The following is a 14,274-nucleotide window of genomic DNA, read 5'->3' as shown; positions in this document are numbered from 1 at the left end:
ATTGTGATCGAGATCACAGAGAGTGGACAGGGGGATACAGAGATGAAAAGAAAAGAGACAAAATGGGTATGGTTGAGTGTGTTATTAGTATTTGCATTGGCGTTGTCCGCTTGCGGAATCAAAAAAGAACCGGCAGCCACTCCGGCTTCGGGTGCATCAGATGATACACCAAAAACGGAAGCAGTCACAGGCCCTCTTAGTGGCAAACGGATCGCACTTATTATGGAATTCAATACAGGTACTTTCTCTCAGCAATATGTACAGGGTGTAAAAGAAGAAATCGAAAAATTCGGTGGAGAACTGACAACGTTTGTTGCCGATAATGACAAAGCAAAGATGGTATCCTTGCTTGATAGCGCTATTAACCAGAAGTTCGATGCCATTCTCACGGATCACGGGGATTCCCTATTAGAGCCAGGTGTGAAGAAGGCAGTAGAACAGAACATTCCAGTGGTTGTGTTCGACGCAGCTATTAGTGTTCCGGGAGCCACAGTCCTGTCGCAGGATGATCAGAAGATGGCTGAGCTGACACTGGAGCAAATGAAAAAAGATATCAATGGACAAGGCAATATTGTCAAAGTATGGGTAGCTGGTTTCGCACCGATGGAACGCCGTCAGATCGCATACGGTGAATTCATGAAAGCAAATCCGGACATCAAGGAAATAGCTACATTCGGTTCTGCACAGAACCCGGCGCTGGATACTCAAGCCAAAATGGAAGCTATTCTCAAGCAGTATCCAAAAGGTGAGATTACAGCTGTATGGACTGCATGGGATGAGTTCGCCAAAGGTGCAGCACGTGCGATTCAACAAGCTGGACGTGATGAGATCAAAGTGTATGGTATCGATATGAGTGACGAGGACCTGCAAATGATTCAGGACCCGAAAAATCCTTGGGTTGCTTCTGCTGCTGTTGATCCAACGGATATTGGACGCGTCCAGGTACGTTATGCTTATCAAAAACTGAACGGGGACGAGACGGAAGACGCAGTTGTTCTTAACCCGGTCTATGTTCAACGTGAAGCTCTTCCAGATAAACAAATCTCCACTTCGGAGCTGTCAGAGTTCGTTGAAGGTTGGGGTGGCAGCACACAAGGAATCAAGGACTGGATGAGCGAATACGGAATTACTGCTAAATAAGCAGCGTAAGGGAAGCGCGCCGCAAGGCGCGCTTTTTCAAACATAAATGAAGATATATGTGGTCTGGATGAAAAAAGGGATGCTCCCGGAAGGGAACGATTGGAGGTTAACATCATGAGCACTGCACCGATTCTGCTTCAAATGGAACATATCCACAAGCAGTTTTCAGGTATTCCTGCACTGAAGGATGTGAATTTCTCTGTAAAAGGTGGGGAGATTCATGCGCTGTTGGGTGCCAATGGTGCCGGTAAGAGCACGTTAATGAAAATTTTGTCCGGTGCCTATCCATTGGATCAGGGTACGATTCAGTTGAGTGGACAAGCGCTACATTTAAGTTCTCCAGGAGACGCAAAGGCAAGTGGGATTCACTGTGTCTATCAGGAAGTGGATGCAGCACTGGTGCCACAGCTGACGGCTGCGGAGAACATTATGTTGGATCAGTTGGCTTCATCTGCCGGGGGTTGGTGGAAAAGTCCACGAAAACTGCAACAGCGTGCGGTTGAGGCGTTGAAGCAATTAGGGGCGGACATATCTGTTCACCAGAAAGTGGCCGATCTGACACTTGCAGAAAAACAGATGATTTTGCTGGCACGGATTTTGATTCAGGATGCCAAAGTCATCATTTTTGATGAACCGACTGCACCGCTGAGCCAGGAAGAAACGGATGCATTTTTCCGGATTGTACATCTGCTGAAGGAACGGGGCGTAGCCTGCATTTTCATTACCCATCGTCTTGCGGAAGTGACAGGTCACTGTGATCGCGTTACGGTTATGAGAGATGGGCAACATGTATTTACCGGTGAAGCAAAGGGTCTGACGATCAACGATTTGGTTACACAGATGCTGGGCAAACCATTCGAAGAAGAATTTCCAAAGACAGAAGCGCCCGTGGGGGAAATGCTGTTGGAGGCGCGTGGGCTTCGTCGTGGAGTGAAGGTTAAAGGTGTTAACCTCTCTGTAAGCCGAGGTGAAGTCCTCGCTGTGGTGGGTCTGGTAGGCGCGGGTAAAACGGAAAGCTCTCGTTTGCTGATTGGTGCAGATCGGCTGGAGGGAGGCGAGATCCGGCTTAACAACCGTAATCTCCGTCTGTCTCAGCCTGCGGATGCGGCGGCTCTGGGGATTGTTTCTGTACCCGAGGAGCGACGTAAACAAGGAATCCTGATTCAGGAGAACGTGGAACGGAATTTAAGTCTACCTTTGCTAAGCCGTCTTAGTACATTAGGTTTCGTAAGCCGCAAGCGGGAACGTCTGAATGCAGAGTCATTGGTGAAACAACTTGGAATTAAAACATCGTCCGTGAAACAGGAAGTGAAATATCTAAGCGGTGGTAATCAGCAAAAGGTAGCGATTGGTAAATGGCTTAATGCGGATGCGGATGTATTTATATTTGATGAGCCAACCAAAGGCGTAGATATTGGGGCAAAAAGTGACATTTTCCGCATCATCAATGAACTGGCTTTGGCGGGCAAGGGTGTCATCTATTTCACCTGTGAACTGGATGAAGGCATGGGAATTGGTGACCGAATCGCTGTCATGTGCGAGGGTGTTATCGTAAAAGAGTTCAAACGAGGCGAGACTAACCAAGAACAGCTGCTATACTATGCAAGCGGTGGACAAGAGGTGCAATCATGAAGGATAAATCACTGGATTTTGCGTTCCGTTACGGGGCGATTATTGTCATCATAGGTGTTATCGCATTTTTCGGCATTAAATTGCCTTATTTCTTTACGTACAGTAACTTGACCGATATTTTGGGCTCGATCTCTATCGTTACGTTTGTAGCAATCGGTGTTACGTTATCTCTCATTGTTGATGGATTTGATCTCTCCGTAGGGGCGACTGTCTCATTAACTACCGTCGTTACGGCTTCGTTAATGATTTGGTATCAACAACCACTGGCAATCGTCATTATCGTGCCATTGATTATCGGGGCTGTAATTGGTTTACTGAACGCTTTGCTGATCGTAAAATTGCGTATTCCGGATTTGCTCGCAACCCTCGCCACGATGTACATCATCGGAGGTATTCACAAAACGTATGCACAGGGATACACCATTTATAATCACATGCAGTTCCCTGATGGAAGCAAAGCTGCGGGAGAGATGGACCCGACATTCCTGCTAATAGGGCAGGGTAAATGGCTTGGTATGCCGATATCGGTTATCATGCTACTTATTGCGGTAATAGGTGTGCATATCTTTTTGACGTATACGAAATATGGTCGCCAGATGTACATTACAGGTGGTAATGAGGAAGCTGCACGGTTGTCTGGAATCAAGGTGAAAAAGGTGCGTACACTCGCCTATGTAGCCGCTGGAGTGTTTGCAGCAATCGGGGGTATTATCTATGCTTCCAAAGTAGGATCTGGGCAAATTGATGCGGGATCACCGTTGTTAATGGAATCCGTAGCTGCAGTATTTGTCGGTTTCTCTGTGTTTGGTGCGGGTAAACCCAATGTCATCGGAACCTTCATTGGTTCGGTTCTGATTGGTGTACTTGTGAATGGTTTAACGATGATGAACGTACAGTATTTCACACATGATATTGTAAAAGGTGGGGTTCTCGTGCTTGCCCTGGCGGTTACATTTTACGTCTTAAACCGCAACCGGACTTGAAATTGTGGGCTGTCTGTATTAGTATGAAATTTGTTCGGCGTCTGAAATGCCCGTGGTTTCAGACGACATTCTGCCGAAAATGACTGTTGACCGCAGGCGGAGATTTGTGTTCAGCGCTCAAGATGTACGTAGATTTTTTGCGTATGAACGTATATTTCGCTATAAAACGGAAACACAGTATAACATTCAGGACATTGATACAGGAGGTGAAAAACAAATGAACAAATCAGACTTGATTACACACGTATCTGAAGCAACTGAATTGTCCAAGAAAGATGTAACGAAAGCGGTTGATGCCGTATTCGAAGCAATCTCTGAGGCTCTTCAAAGCGGAGATAAAGTACAATTGGTTGGTTTTGGGAACTTCGAAGTTCGCGAGCGCTCTGCACGTAAAGGACGCAACCCGCAAACAGGTGAAGAAATCGAAATTCCTGCGAGCAAAATTCCTGCATTCAAACCAGGTAAAGCGCTCAAAGACGGAATTAAATAAGATTTCTACATATTCCATATGTCGACAAAAAGACCGTGACTTGTTCACGGCCTTTTCTTTTGCCCTTTAACGATGATTTTTGCGGTTCATTCGTATAAGGCACAGGTTGACAAATGAAACAATCTTTATCATCATTAACGCTATCGAACGAAAGAAGGGGACATGCGTGATGGATCATCCAACCGGCAATGATTATATTGTAATTAAGGCAGAGGAAAATGGTGTCCAGGTGATCGGATTAACCCGAGGTCAGGATACACGTTTTCACCACACCGAGAAATTGGACAAGGGTGAAGTGATGTTTGCCCAATTTACCACCCATACTTCAGCTATTAAAATCCGGGGCAAAGCCACGCTGATTACCAAGCATGGACAGATTGAATCGGAGTAATGTACAGATTGAATATATTCAAATGAAGATTGCAGGCATAGCCTGCTTTTTTTCATTGTACAATGAGGTATGAGCCTTTACCGGACAGACTACACTAACAGGTAAAGGCAGGGAGGCGTATATGAAACCGCGGATGATTGTTACTGCTTCAATGCTGGCAACGGTTGCGGCGGTCTTTCTGCTTGTTGCGATACAAACCTTACATATGCGTACATGGGGCGGGGACAACGTACAGCCTGCCTCTGCATCACATCATCCAGTTCAGCTAACGAATGACAATCTGGTTGATGTGCTAAGTTCCATGCAACTATCAACGCCCATTGCAAGAGTGGAATGGAAACAGTCTATTTTGACGCTGGACCTCAAAGTTAAAGGAACGGGTACAAGTTACACTGAAATCTATGAGAACATGGCAGCTGTGGCGGATCTGGGCTTTCGGAGCTTGGATAACGTGGATCAGGTGTTGCTGCGTGTGATGGCAGAAGATGAATGGATGCATAAACGACATCTGTTACTTGCTGCTGATATTCGGCGTGGAGAGTGGCCTCTGTATGCGATTGAAACATTACGGAACTGGAAAAGTGCGGCCTTTTCAGATGAATTGAAGGACTGGTTTCATTTGATGGAGACCGAACTCTGGAAGAAGCAATTCGAAATGACAAGTCAGGGGTAATAGAATAGCAGGATTCAGTGCGTGCCCGTTCAACATATGCTATAATATATAAGATTGTAGTGCAGAAATGGTTTAACAATGTTAAGGCTCGGAGGCTGAGAATGAATTCATATCGCGTACCCCAACTAGCAAAGAAATATACGGATTACGACATGATTCGACAACATACGGAAATCCCATCATTTCCGGATAGCCGGGCACGTCTGTTGCAGGTATTTGTGGGCCGCACAGACGAAAAGGTGCATCAAGAGTTATATGCTCTTGCAACTTCGCTCGTTCAGCTGGCCATGGATACGCATGATCGAATCGATACCATTTCCGGTGAGCGGAGAGAGCAGGAGATGCGTTCACGCCAGTTGAATGTACTCGCCGGGGATTATTTGAGTAGCCGTTTTTACCAATTGCTTGCCCAAGCGGGCAGAATTGAAATGATTGGCAAACTCAGTGGTGCTGTATCCGGAGTGAACGCACGCAAGATGACGCTGTATGAACGGATGAAGAAGCTTCTCGTTTCGGCTGATGAATACTTGCGTGAAACGGTACAGCTGAGGATGCAGCTGTTTCTTTCATTTACAGGCATGATTCAACATAACGAAGAGTCATTATGGAACAGCCTGTTGACCGAATTCAGCTCCTGCGAAACGATCGTGGAAGAACTGAAGCGGATGAATGACGCAAAACAATATCTTCATAGCTATGCATACTGGCACATATACGAGCATGGTAATGACGATGAACGCAATGTGTTGCGTCAGTCTGAACCGGATGCACGTGCATGGAACGCTATGGTGCTGAAGCATAGGGTTGGTGAGGTTTTGCTGGACAAGCTTCGCGAGTGTACACACCGCATTCAACTGTTGTTGCAAGACGAGGAAGGGCGGATGGGCTTGCATGAGATACATGCAATTCTAGAGCCTTACCTGGCATATTTGCAGCCTTCACATGCGGCAGTAAGGGAAGATTGAGGGGGAGACAGACGAATGGGGAGCGGAGAGACCAAACCGAAAGAAGAATATGTCCATTCGGTTTTTCAGAGTATAGCCGGAAAATATGATGTCATGAATGATATTCTAAGTTTCCGCAGGCATAAGGCTTGGCGTAAATTCACCATGAAAAAGATGAATATGTCCAAAGGCGATACCGGTCTTGATTTGTGCTGCGGCACATGTGACTGGACGCTTGCTATGGCAGAGGCAAGTGAAACGGGGCACATGCACGGACTTGATTTCAGTAGCAACATGCTGGAGGTCGGCCAGACAAAGATCAATGCGGTGCAACGTCAAAAGCAGATTACCCTGACACAGGGAAATGCCATGTCACTTCCTTTTGAAGACAATTCATTTGATTATGTGACGATCGGGTTTGGGCTGCGTAATGTACCTGATCTCAGACAAGTGTTGTCTGAAATGAAACGTGTGGTCAAACCGGGTGGTATGGTTGTGTGCCTGGAATTGTCCAAGCCAACATGGCAGCCGTTCAAAGGCATTTATTATTTTTATTTTGAGAAGGTTTTACCGAATCTTGCGAAAGTGTTTGCTAAAAGTTTTGAGCAGTACAAATGGCTACCGGACTCACTGGCCATTTTTCCGGGAAGGCAGGAACTGGCAGATATCTTTGCAGAAACTGGATTACAACAAGTGCAGGCCTACCCTCTGACCGGAGGTATCGCGGCACTGCATATTGGAACCAAGGAGAATCAGCATGTTTAGGAAAATTCGCATTTTTTTAGAAATGATCAAGATTGAACACACGCTTTTTGCTTTACCTTTTGCATTTATGGGGGCGATCCTCGGCTCCATGGTAGTGAATGATACCTTCCCAAGCTGGATGCAGATCATGTGGGTATTGCTTGCGATGATCGGTGCACGTAGTGCGGCTTTTGGTTTGAACCGAATTATCGACCAAGCGATTGATGGCAAAAACCCGCGTACCGCGATGAGAGCCATCCCGGCAGGGCTGTTGAAAAATGGGGAAGTTGTTATATTTGTCATTATCTCATTTATATTGTTATTCTGGGCCTCATCCAATCTTAATGTATTATCGATGCAGCTGTTGCCTATTGCTGTGTTTATGTTGGTACTGTATTCGTACACCAAACGATTCACATGGTTATGCCACGTTGTTCTCGGAATGACGATTGGTTTGGCACCACTTGGTGGCTGGGTAGCTGTAACAGGAACGATGGATTGGACAGCGATTGTGCTGTACGTTACGATTGTGTTCTGGACAGCGGGTTTTGATATTATCTATGCATGTCAGGATCTGGATTTCGATCAGGGAGAGGGGCTTCACTCCATACCTTCCCGTTTTGGCTTGGTTAAATCCTTGCAGATCGCCAAGTTCTTCCATGTGATTACTGCAATTGGTTTTCTTGCGTTATTGTTGATGACAGATCTGAGCTGGTGGTATGGTGCAGGCATGTTGGTGACGTATGGAATTCTGTTCTACCAACACTATATTGTATCGCCTAATGATATGAGCCGTGTTCAAACGGCGTTTTTTACCATGAACAGTTTGCTTAGTTTAATTGTATTTACGTTCACTCTAATTGATCTGGCGGTGAAATAAATGGTGCAGCAGCCGGACAATAAACGACTGGTTGTCGGAATTACCGGAGCGAGTGGCAGCATATATGGCGTTCGATTAATTGAAACACTGCTTGATTTGGAATATAACGTTCATCTGGTCATATCCAATGCAGGGTGGCGTGTACTGAAAGAAGAATTGGACTGGGATGTGACGAATCGGGACGCGGTGCTGGAAGAAAAATTCGGCAACCGTGCCGGTTCTCTGACCTATCATCCTGTGAGTGATATAGGAGCCTCCATTGCAAGTGGTTCTTATCTGGCCGACGGCATGATTATCATGCCATGTTCGATGGGAACTCTTTCGTCCATCGCGCAGGGATCGTCGGATAATCTGATGTCTCGCGCAGCCGATGTTATGATGAAAGAGGGAAGAACATTGATCCTCGTACCACGTGAGACACCTCTTCATGCAATCCATCTGGAGAACATGCTGAAGCTTTCTCGTCTTGGTGTACGAATGATACCGGCTATGCCTGCTTTTTATTACAAACCTCAGACTATGGATGAGTTGATTCTGTTTTTGGTGGGGAAAGTGCTGGATAGCTTGCGCATCCCACATCAACTGTTTACAAGATGGGGAGAACCGGATGAACGGGGATAACGACTGAGTTCGATACAAGGCTGTTTTTTGCCAACGTGTTGCTCGGTTTATTTGTCCCCCGAATCCCGGGGTATTGGTGAGTGCTGATGGTGAGTCTTCATGAACCACAGTCTTGACCCATGCTCCGGCAACTTCTGTATTTTGTTTCAGAACAAGTCGCAGAGTTTAATTTTCGGGTGTCGGCTATGACATTCGGAGAAGAAAAACACGTTAGATTACCTTATAGAACAACACAAGCAAGAACGGTAAGCCGGGTTTTTCGTAATGCCTGCAGGCCCGACTTGCTGGAGGGGAAGGTAAGCATGAATTTATGGACTGACAATACGCTGATACGGGTGAACGAATGAAACTATTGGATATTTTCGGGTTGTTAAAAAAGGACATGGATTACATTGAGAAAGAATTGTATCGCAGTGTTCGAGGAGAACAGAAGCTGCTGAGTGAAACGTCACTTCATTTGCTCAAAGCAGGAGGAAAACGGTTGCGGCCCGTTTTTGTGTTACTTGGCGGGAAATTTGGTACATACGACATTGAACGTCTGAAGTTGGTTGCGGTTCCGTTGGAACTCATTCATTCCGCATCTCTCGTTCATGATGATGTTATTGATAATGCGGAGACACGCCGAGGCAAACCTACGGTGAAGTCAAAATGGGATAATCGGATTGCCATGTATACTGGAGACTATATCTACGGTAAGGCACTTGAAATGACTGCCGGATTATCCGATCCAGCGATTCATCGTATCCTTGCCAAAGCTATGGTACAGATGTCCATTGGTGAGATGGAGCAAATTCGCGACTTTTTCAATACGGGACAAAGTGTTCGTAACTATCTGCTGCGGATTCGCCGCAAAACAGCACTTTTGATTGCGGTTAGCTGTCAGTTAGGGGCATTGGCTACACGTGCGCCTGAACATGTATCTTCCCTGCTGTATACGTACGGATACAATGTGGGGATGGCTTTCCAGATTCAAGATGATGTACTTGATCTGGTAGGTACTGAGAAACAACTTGGCAAGCCACCTGGCAGTGACATGAAGCAAGGGAATATCACTCTTCCTGTACTTTATGCCTTGGAAGAATCCGATCTGCGGGAACCTTTGCTTAAGGAGATTTCCCGTGTCCAGCATGAAGAAGGACGGGCAAGTGCATCGGATGCAATTGGAATGATTCGCCAAAGTCAAGGAATTGCTAAAGCAGAAGCCCTTGCTGACCGATATATGAAGAAAGCGCTCGATGCTCTCGATCAGCTACCTAACATCAAGACGACCAAAAACCTGCGTGACATCGCTCATTTTGTGGTTAAACGTACGCATTAAACTTTGTATGACCTTCAACTCTCGGATTGCTCACACCCAAAGATGAACAGAACTGTGATATTCCTCATTGGGAGGATTTGGACATGTATGTTACAATCAGAGGGATTGCGTTTACATAGTGATTAACTTTGAACCGTGAGTGAGGAGTGAGCTGATGGATCGTACATTTTTGATGGTGAAGCCGGATGGTGTGCAGCGTGGATTGATCGGTCGAATTATTAGCCGTCTGGAAGACAAAGGATTTAAGTTGGTGGCAGGCAAATTGGTGCAGATGTCTGAGGATCAGGCAAAACGCCATTATGCTGAACATGAAGGTAAACCGTTTTTCGATGATCTGGTTCGTTTTATCACATCTGGGCCTGTATTTGCCATGGTGTGGGAAGGGGACGATATTGTGGCGCTTGCGCGCATCGTCATCGGAAAAACCAATGTGAAGGAAGCAGCTCCGGGTACCATTCGCGGAGACTTCGCCAGCCACACACCACACAATCTGATTCATGGGGCAGATTCACCGGAAAGTGCTTCCCGTGAAGCAGCAAATTTCTTTGCTTCAGATGAACTGGTGGTATACGACAAGAGCATCGCAGCCTGGTTGTAATTATTAGCCAAAAGGGTGATACACGATGCTGGAGCAAGAACAACTACTAGACCCGGATTACACCGGATTCATTCGTAAAATCAAAGAGAGCACAGGCATTGATCTTGCTCAATACAAGGAAGGCCAGATGAAAAGAAGGCTGACCACACTTCGCAACAAAAACGGGTTTCATACATTTTCTAACTTTTTTGAAGCTATGCAGAAAGATAAATCATTGTTTTACGAGTTCCTTGATCGTATGACGATTAACGTGTCGGAATTCTGGCGTAATCCCAATCGTTGGGAAGTGTTGCGGGACGAGATCCTGCCTGAGCTGCTGGGGTCCAAGCGTCGTGCTAAAGTTTGGAGTGCAGCCTGTTCAACAGGTGAAGAACCTTATACACTCGCCATGATTCTGGACACGATGGGCATTTTGAAGGACAGCTCCATTACGGCAAGTGATCTGGATGAAGGTGCATTGGCCAAAGCCAAGGAAGGGCGTTATATGGAACGCTCACTTAAGGATGTGCCAAAGGAAACGGCGAATCGTTACTTCAAGCAGGATGGCTTGGTATACCGTATTGATGAGCAACTCAAAAATTCGATCAAGTTCATGAAACAAAATTTGCTGGTGGACCGTTTTGACGATGGGTACGATCTGATTGTGTGCCGAAATGTCATGATCTATTTTACCGAGGAAGCCAAAAACCTGTTGTATCACAAATTTGCAGCAAGTTTGCGTCCAGGCGGTATTTTGTTTGTGGGCAGTACGGAGCAGATCTTCTCCCCGGGACAATATGGTCTGGAGACAGCAGAGACATTCTTCTATCGGAAAAAATAATGATAATGGTTGTTGAGCCGTCTGAAGCACATGTACATGTGTTCAGGCGGTTATTTGTATACCAAGTACAAGAAAGAGCCGACTTTCTTGTCAAAGCGGGTCAGCTATACTATAATAAGCAAAGAAATTATGGGATTTTAGCAATGTGAAGTTTAACAGTTTAAAGGGGGAACGTATTATGAGTTTACGCTATTTAACCGCAGGGGAGACGCACGGACCCCAATTGACCGCTATTATTGAAGGATTGCCAAGTAATTTGACGATTGATTTTGAAGAACTGAATTTCCAGCTTCACCGCCGTCAAAAGGGATATGGCCGTGGACGCCGGATGCAGATCGAGAAAGATCAGGCGAATTTTGTTGGTGGTATCCGTCATGGATATACAACAGGTGCTCCGGTAGCGCTGGTTGTTCAAAATAATGACTGGAAACATTGGCAGAATATTATGAATATTGAGCCGATTGAAGGCAGTGACGAAGAGAAACGTCGCGTTCATCGTCCTCGTCCTGGACACGCTGACTTGAACGGTGGACTCAAGTATAATCTCAAAGACTTGCGGAACGTACTGGAGCGCTCCAGTGCGCGTGAGACAACGGTACGTGTGGCATGTGGCGCCATTGCACGTCAATTCCTGGCTGAATTCGGAATCAAGGTAGCTGGACGTGTACTTCGTATTGGAGAGATCGAAGCTCCGTATCAGGACCTTCCGATTGATGAACTGATCGCAGTAACAGAAGCTTCCTCTGTACGTGTTACGGATGCTGAGACAGAAAAGAAGATGGAAGCTTACATCGACCAGATTAAACAAGAAGGCGATTCCATCGGAGGAATAGTGGAATGTATCGTTGAAGGTGTACCTATTGGCCTGGGTAGTTATGTTCAATACGATCGCAAGCTGGATGCACGAATCGCTCAGGGCGTAATGTCCATTAATGCATTCAAAGGTGTAGAGATTGGTATCGGATTCGAAGCCGGAGTCATTCGAGGATCACAGGTGCATGATGAAATCATGCATACGGACGAGCGCGGCTACCACCGGGCAACCAACCGTCTGGGTGGATTCGAAGGTGGTATGACAAACGGTATGCCAGTCGTTGTACGTGGTGTGATGAAGCCGATCCCAACGTTGTATAAGCCACTGCAAAGTGTTGATATTGATACAAAAGAAGCATTTACGGCTCAGGTTGAGCGCTCGGACGCTTGTGCTGTACCAGCAGCGAGTGTGGTTATGGAGCATGTTGTAGCTTGGGAAATTGCCAAAGCATTCCTGGAGAAATTCGGCGGCGATTCCATGGAAGAGATCCGTGCCAATGTTGCAAGTTATAACGCTCAACTGGAGAATTACTAATATGCGTCAGCTGACGGTACAGTTGGAGGAACGCTCATATCCGATTCTGATTGGCAGCGGCCTATTGGCACAAGCCCCTCAATATTTTGAGCAATATGGCTTGACCAAAAAAAGTCCGCTACTCATCATTACAGATGAAAATGTGGCTCCCAAATACTTGTCAGGTTTGGAGCAAACGCTACGTACGGCTGGTTATACAGTCGTATCGGCGGTTGTGCCCTCTGGTGAAACATCGAAATCTCTTTCGGTGTACCAGGATATGATGACCGTTGCGATCGAAGGTAAGTTGGATCGGAGTTCTGCGATTCTGGCCCTAGGTGGTGGGGTCGTAGGTGATCTGGCTGGCTTTGTTGCCGCTACATATATGCGTGGAATCAAGTTTGTTCAAGTACCTACAACGATTTTGGCGCATGACAGCAGTGTGGGCGGTAAAGTAGCTGTCAATCATCCGCTGGCCAAAAATATGATCGGTGCGTTCCACCAGCCCGAGCTAGTGCTCTATGATGTGGACACACTTCAATCCTTGCCACCACGAGATGTTTCGGCAGGTTTGTCAGAGATGCTGAAGCACGGGCTGATCCGTGATGCGGCTTTTGCACACTGGTGTGAGGAACATGCAGAGGAGTTGCTAGCGCTCAATCCCGAAGCGTTGGGATATGGTCTGGAGCGAGGTTGTGGTATCAAGGCAGAGATAGTATCCAGAGACGAGCGTGAAAATGGAGAACGTGCATTGTTGAACCTTGGACATACGATTGGTCATGCCATTGAAGCGATTGCCGGTTATGGAGAATTCCTGCACGGAGAAGCAATTTCCATCGGTATGGCTGGATCGGCATTGCTTGGTGAGAAGCTTGGTGCGCCAGCAGGGCTGTATGAAGATACGGTCCGCATGTTGCGTTCACTTCGCCTTCCAACAACGATGCCTGCTCATCTCGACACGGATGCATTAATGGAAGCGATGATGCATGACAAAAAGTTCCGTGAAGGTCATATGGTGTTTATCATTCCCGATCGGATTGGGGCTGCAAGAATTGTGAAGGACGTACCTGTGTCGGCAGTTCGGGACGTCATTGAAATGCTCAGGAAGGGAGAATAACAGCAATGGTCACACGGGGAATTCGCGGGGCTACAACAGTCACGCAGAACAACGAAGAACAGATTTTGAAAGAAACGGCTGTATTGCTGCAGGAGATCGTGGATCGCAATGAGATCCAACCGGAAGATATCTGTAGTGTGTGGATTACGTTAACTGGGGATCTGGATGCTGCTTTTCCGGCAAAAGCTATTCGCCAACTGGATGGCTGGGAACTCGTACCACTGATGTGTGCACTGGAGGTTCCTGTTAAAGGTGCCTTGGCGCAGTGCATTCGTTTCATGGTGCATGTGAATACAAACAAAGCTCAGAATGAAATCAACCATGTGTATCTGAACGGTGCACAGGCATTACGTCCGGATTTGGCAACACCTTCTGGCTCTTAAGTAGTGGGTTGTCAAACCGATCATAATGATGTATAGTGAGAACCAGTTGAGTAGAGTAGAGATTGAGCTGAGAGCAGCTGAGCTAGTGGAGTATATAGCAGAGTCCAGTGGGTGGTAACCGGGGCAACAGAAACCGGTCAACTGATTCACGGTACGTCGTGCTACGGAATAGGTAACAGGAACAGGGAAAACAAACGTGTCATAGGACATCTT

Annotated in this window: 16 protein-coding genes; all 16 read left to right on the top strand. The window is 46.5% G+C overall.

From position 1 onward, the window contains the following. Positions 1 to 42: 42 nt before the first annotated feature. Positions 43 to 1,140, top strand: a complete 1,098-nt coding sequence (locus tag MKY66_RS19005; protein ID WP_076209913.1) for a sugar ABC transporter substrate-binding protein — start codon at positions 43 to 45, stop codon at positions 1,138 to 1,140. 114 nt (positions 1,141 to 1,254) lie between these two features. Next, a complete protein-coding gene (locus MKY66_RS19000) occupies positions 1,255 to 2,772 on the top strand; it encodes a sugar ABC transporter ATP-binding protein (protein WP_076209914.1) in 1,518 nt (505 codons plus the stop codon). Next, positions 2,769 to 3,755, top strand: coding sequence for an ABC transporter permease (locus MKY66_RS18995; RefSeq protein ID WP_017687695.1), 987 nt, complete (start codon positions 2,769 to 2,771; stop codon positions 3,753 to 3,755). The genes MKY66_RS19000 and MKY66_RS18995 overlap by 4 nt, the downstream gene beginning before the upstream one ends. Positions 3,756 to 3,972: 217 nt before the next feature. Then, positions 3,973 to 4,245 (top strand): HU family DNA-binding protein, encoded by a 273-nt coding sequence (locus MKY66_RS18990; protein ID WP_024630670.1) that lies wholly within the window; start codon positions 3,973 to 3,975, stop codon positions 4,243 to 4,245. Between the two features lie 169 nt (positions 4,246 to 4,414). Beyond that, entirely contained in the window at positions 4,415 to 4,636 is a 222-nt protein-coding gene (mtrB, locus tag MKY66_RS18985; protein ID WP_017687697.1) for a trp RNA-binding attenuation protein MtrB, read from the top strand. Between the two features lie 121 nt (positions 4,637 to 4,757). After that, positions 4,758 to 5,309, top strand: a complete 552-nt coding sequence (locus MKY66_RS18980) for a hypothetical protein (protein ID WP_076209915.1) — start codon at positions 4,758 to 4,760, stop codon at positions 5,307 to 5,309. Positions 5,310 to 5,410: 101 nt separating this feature from the next. Then, entirely contained in the window at positions 5,411 to 6,274 is an 864-nt protein-coding gene (locus MKY66_RS18975) for a heptaprenyl diphosphate synthase component 1 (RefSeq protein ID WP_076209916.1), read from the top strand. A gap of 15 nt (positions 6,275 to 6,289) precedes the next feature. After that, positions 6,290 to 7,018: a demethylmenaquinone methyltransferase gene (locus tag MKY66_RS18970; protein WP_036607690.1), complete on the top strand. Its 729-nt coding sequence runs from the start codon at positions 6,290 to 6,292 to the stop codon at positions 7,016 to 7,018. Then, a complete protein-coding gene (locus MKY66_RS18965; protein ID WP_076209917.1) occupies positions 7,011 to 7,877 on the top strand; it encodes a UbiA-like polyprenyltransferase in 867 nt (288 codons plus the stop codon). The genes MKY66_RS18970 and MKY66_RS18965 overlap by 8 nt, the downstream gene beginning before the upstream one ends. Continuing rightward, complete coding sequence (locus tag MKY66_RS18960; RefSeq protein WP_076209918.1) at positions 7,878 to 8,498, top strand: flavin prenyltransferase UbiX; 621 nt, start codon at positions 7,878 to 7,880, stop codon at positions 8,496 to 8,498. Between the two features lie 343 nt (positions 8,499 to 8,841). Continuing rightward, positions 8,842 to 9,816, top strand: a complete 975-nt coding sequence (locus MKY66_RS18955) for a polyprenyl synthetase family protein (RefSeq protein WP_017687703.1) — start codon at positions 8,842 to 8,844, stop codon at positions 9,814 to 9,816. A 154-nt stretch (positions 9,817 to 9,970) separates the two neighbouring features. Then, entirely contained in the window at positions 9,971 to 10,414 is a 444-nt protein-coding gene (gene ndk / locus MKY66_RS18950; RefSeq protein WP_017687704.1) for a nucleoside-diphosphate kinase, read from the top strand. A 25-nt stretch (positions 10,415 to 10,439) separates the two neighbouring features. Then, positions 10,440 to 11,234 carry a protein-glutamate O-methyltransferase CheR gene (locus MKY66_RS18945; RefSeq protein ID WP_047843560.1) on the top strand — a complete coding sequence of 265 codons (795 nt, stop codon included), beginning with the start codon at positions 10,440 to 10,442 and terminating at the stop codon, positions 11,232 to 11,234. 178 nt (positions 11,235 to 11,412) lie between these two features. Further along, positions 11,413 to 12,582 carry a chorismate synthase gene (aroC, locus tag MKY66_RS18940; protein ID WP_017687707.1) on the top strand — a complete coding sequence of 390 codons (1,170 nt, stop codon included), beginning with the start codon at positions 11,413 to 11,415 and terminating at the stop codon, positions 12,580 to 12,582. Between the two features lies 1 nt (position 12,583). After that, the gene (gene aroB / locus MKY66_RS18935) at positions 12,584 to 13,678 is read left to right on the top strand and encodes a 3-dehydroquinate synthase (protein ID WP_076209919.1); all 1,095 of its coding nucleotides are present in this window, start codon (positions 12,584 to 12,586) and stop codon (positions 13,676 to 13,678) included. 5 nt (positions 13,679 to 13,683) lie between these two features. After that, positions 13,684 to 14,061, top strand: a complete 378-nt coding sequence (aroH, locus tag MKY66_RS18930) for a chorismate mutase (RefSeq protein WP_036607677.1) — start codon at positions 13,684 to 13,686, stop codon at positions 14,059 to 14,061. The last annotated feature ends 213 nt before the right edge of the window (positions 14,062 to 14,274 follow it).

The organism is Paenibacillus sp. FSL R5-0766, from assembly GCF_037971845.1.
Taxonomy (GTDB): Bacteria; Bacillota; Bacilli; order Paenibacillales; family Paenibacillaceae; genus Paenibacillus.
Note: the sequence above shows the minus strand (reverse complement) of the source record. Positions and strands in the feature narration are given on the sequence as shown.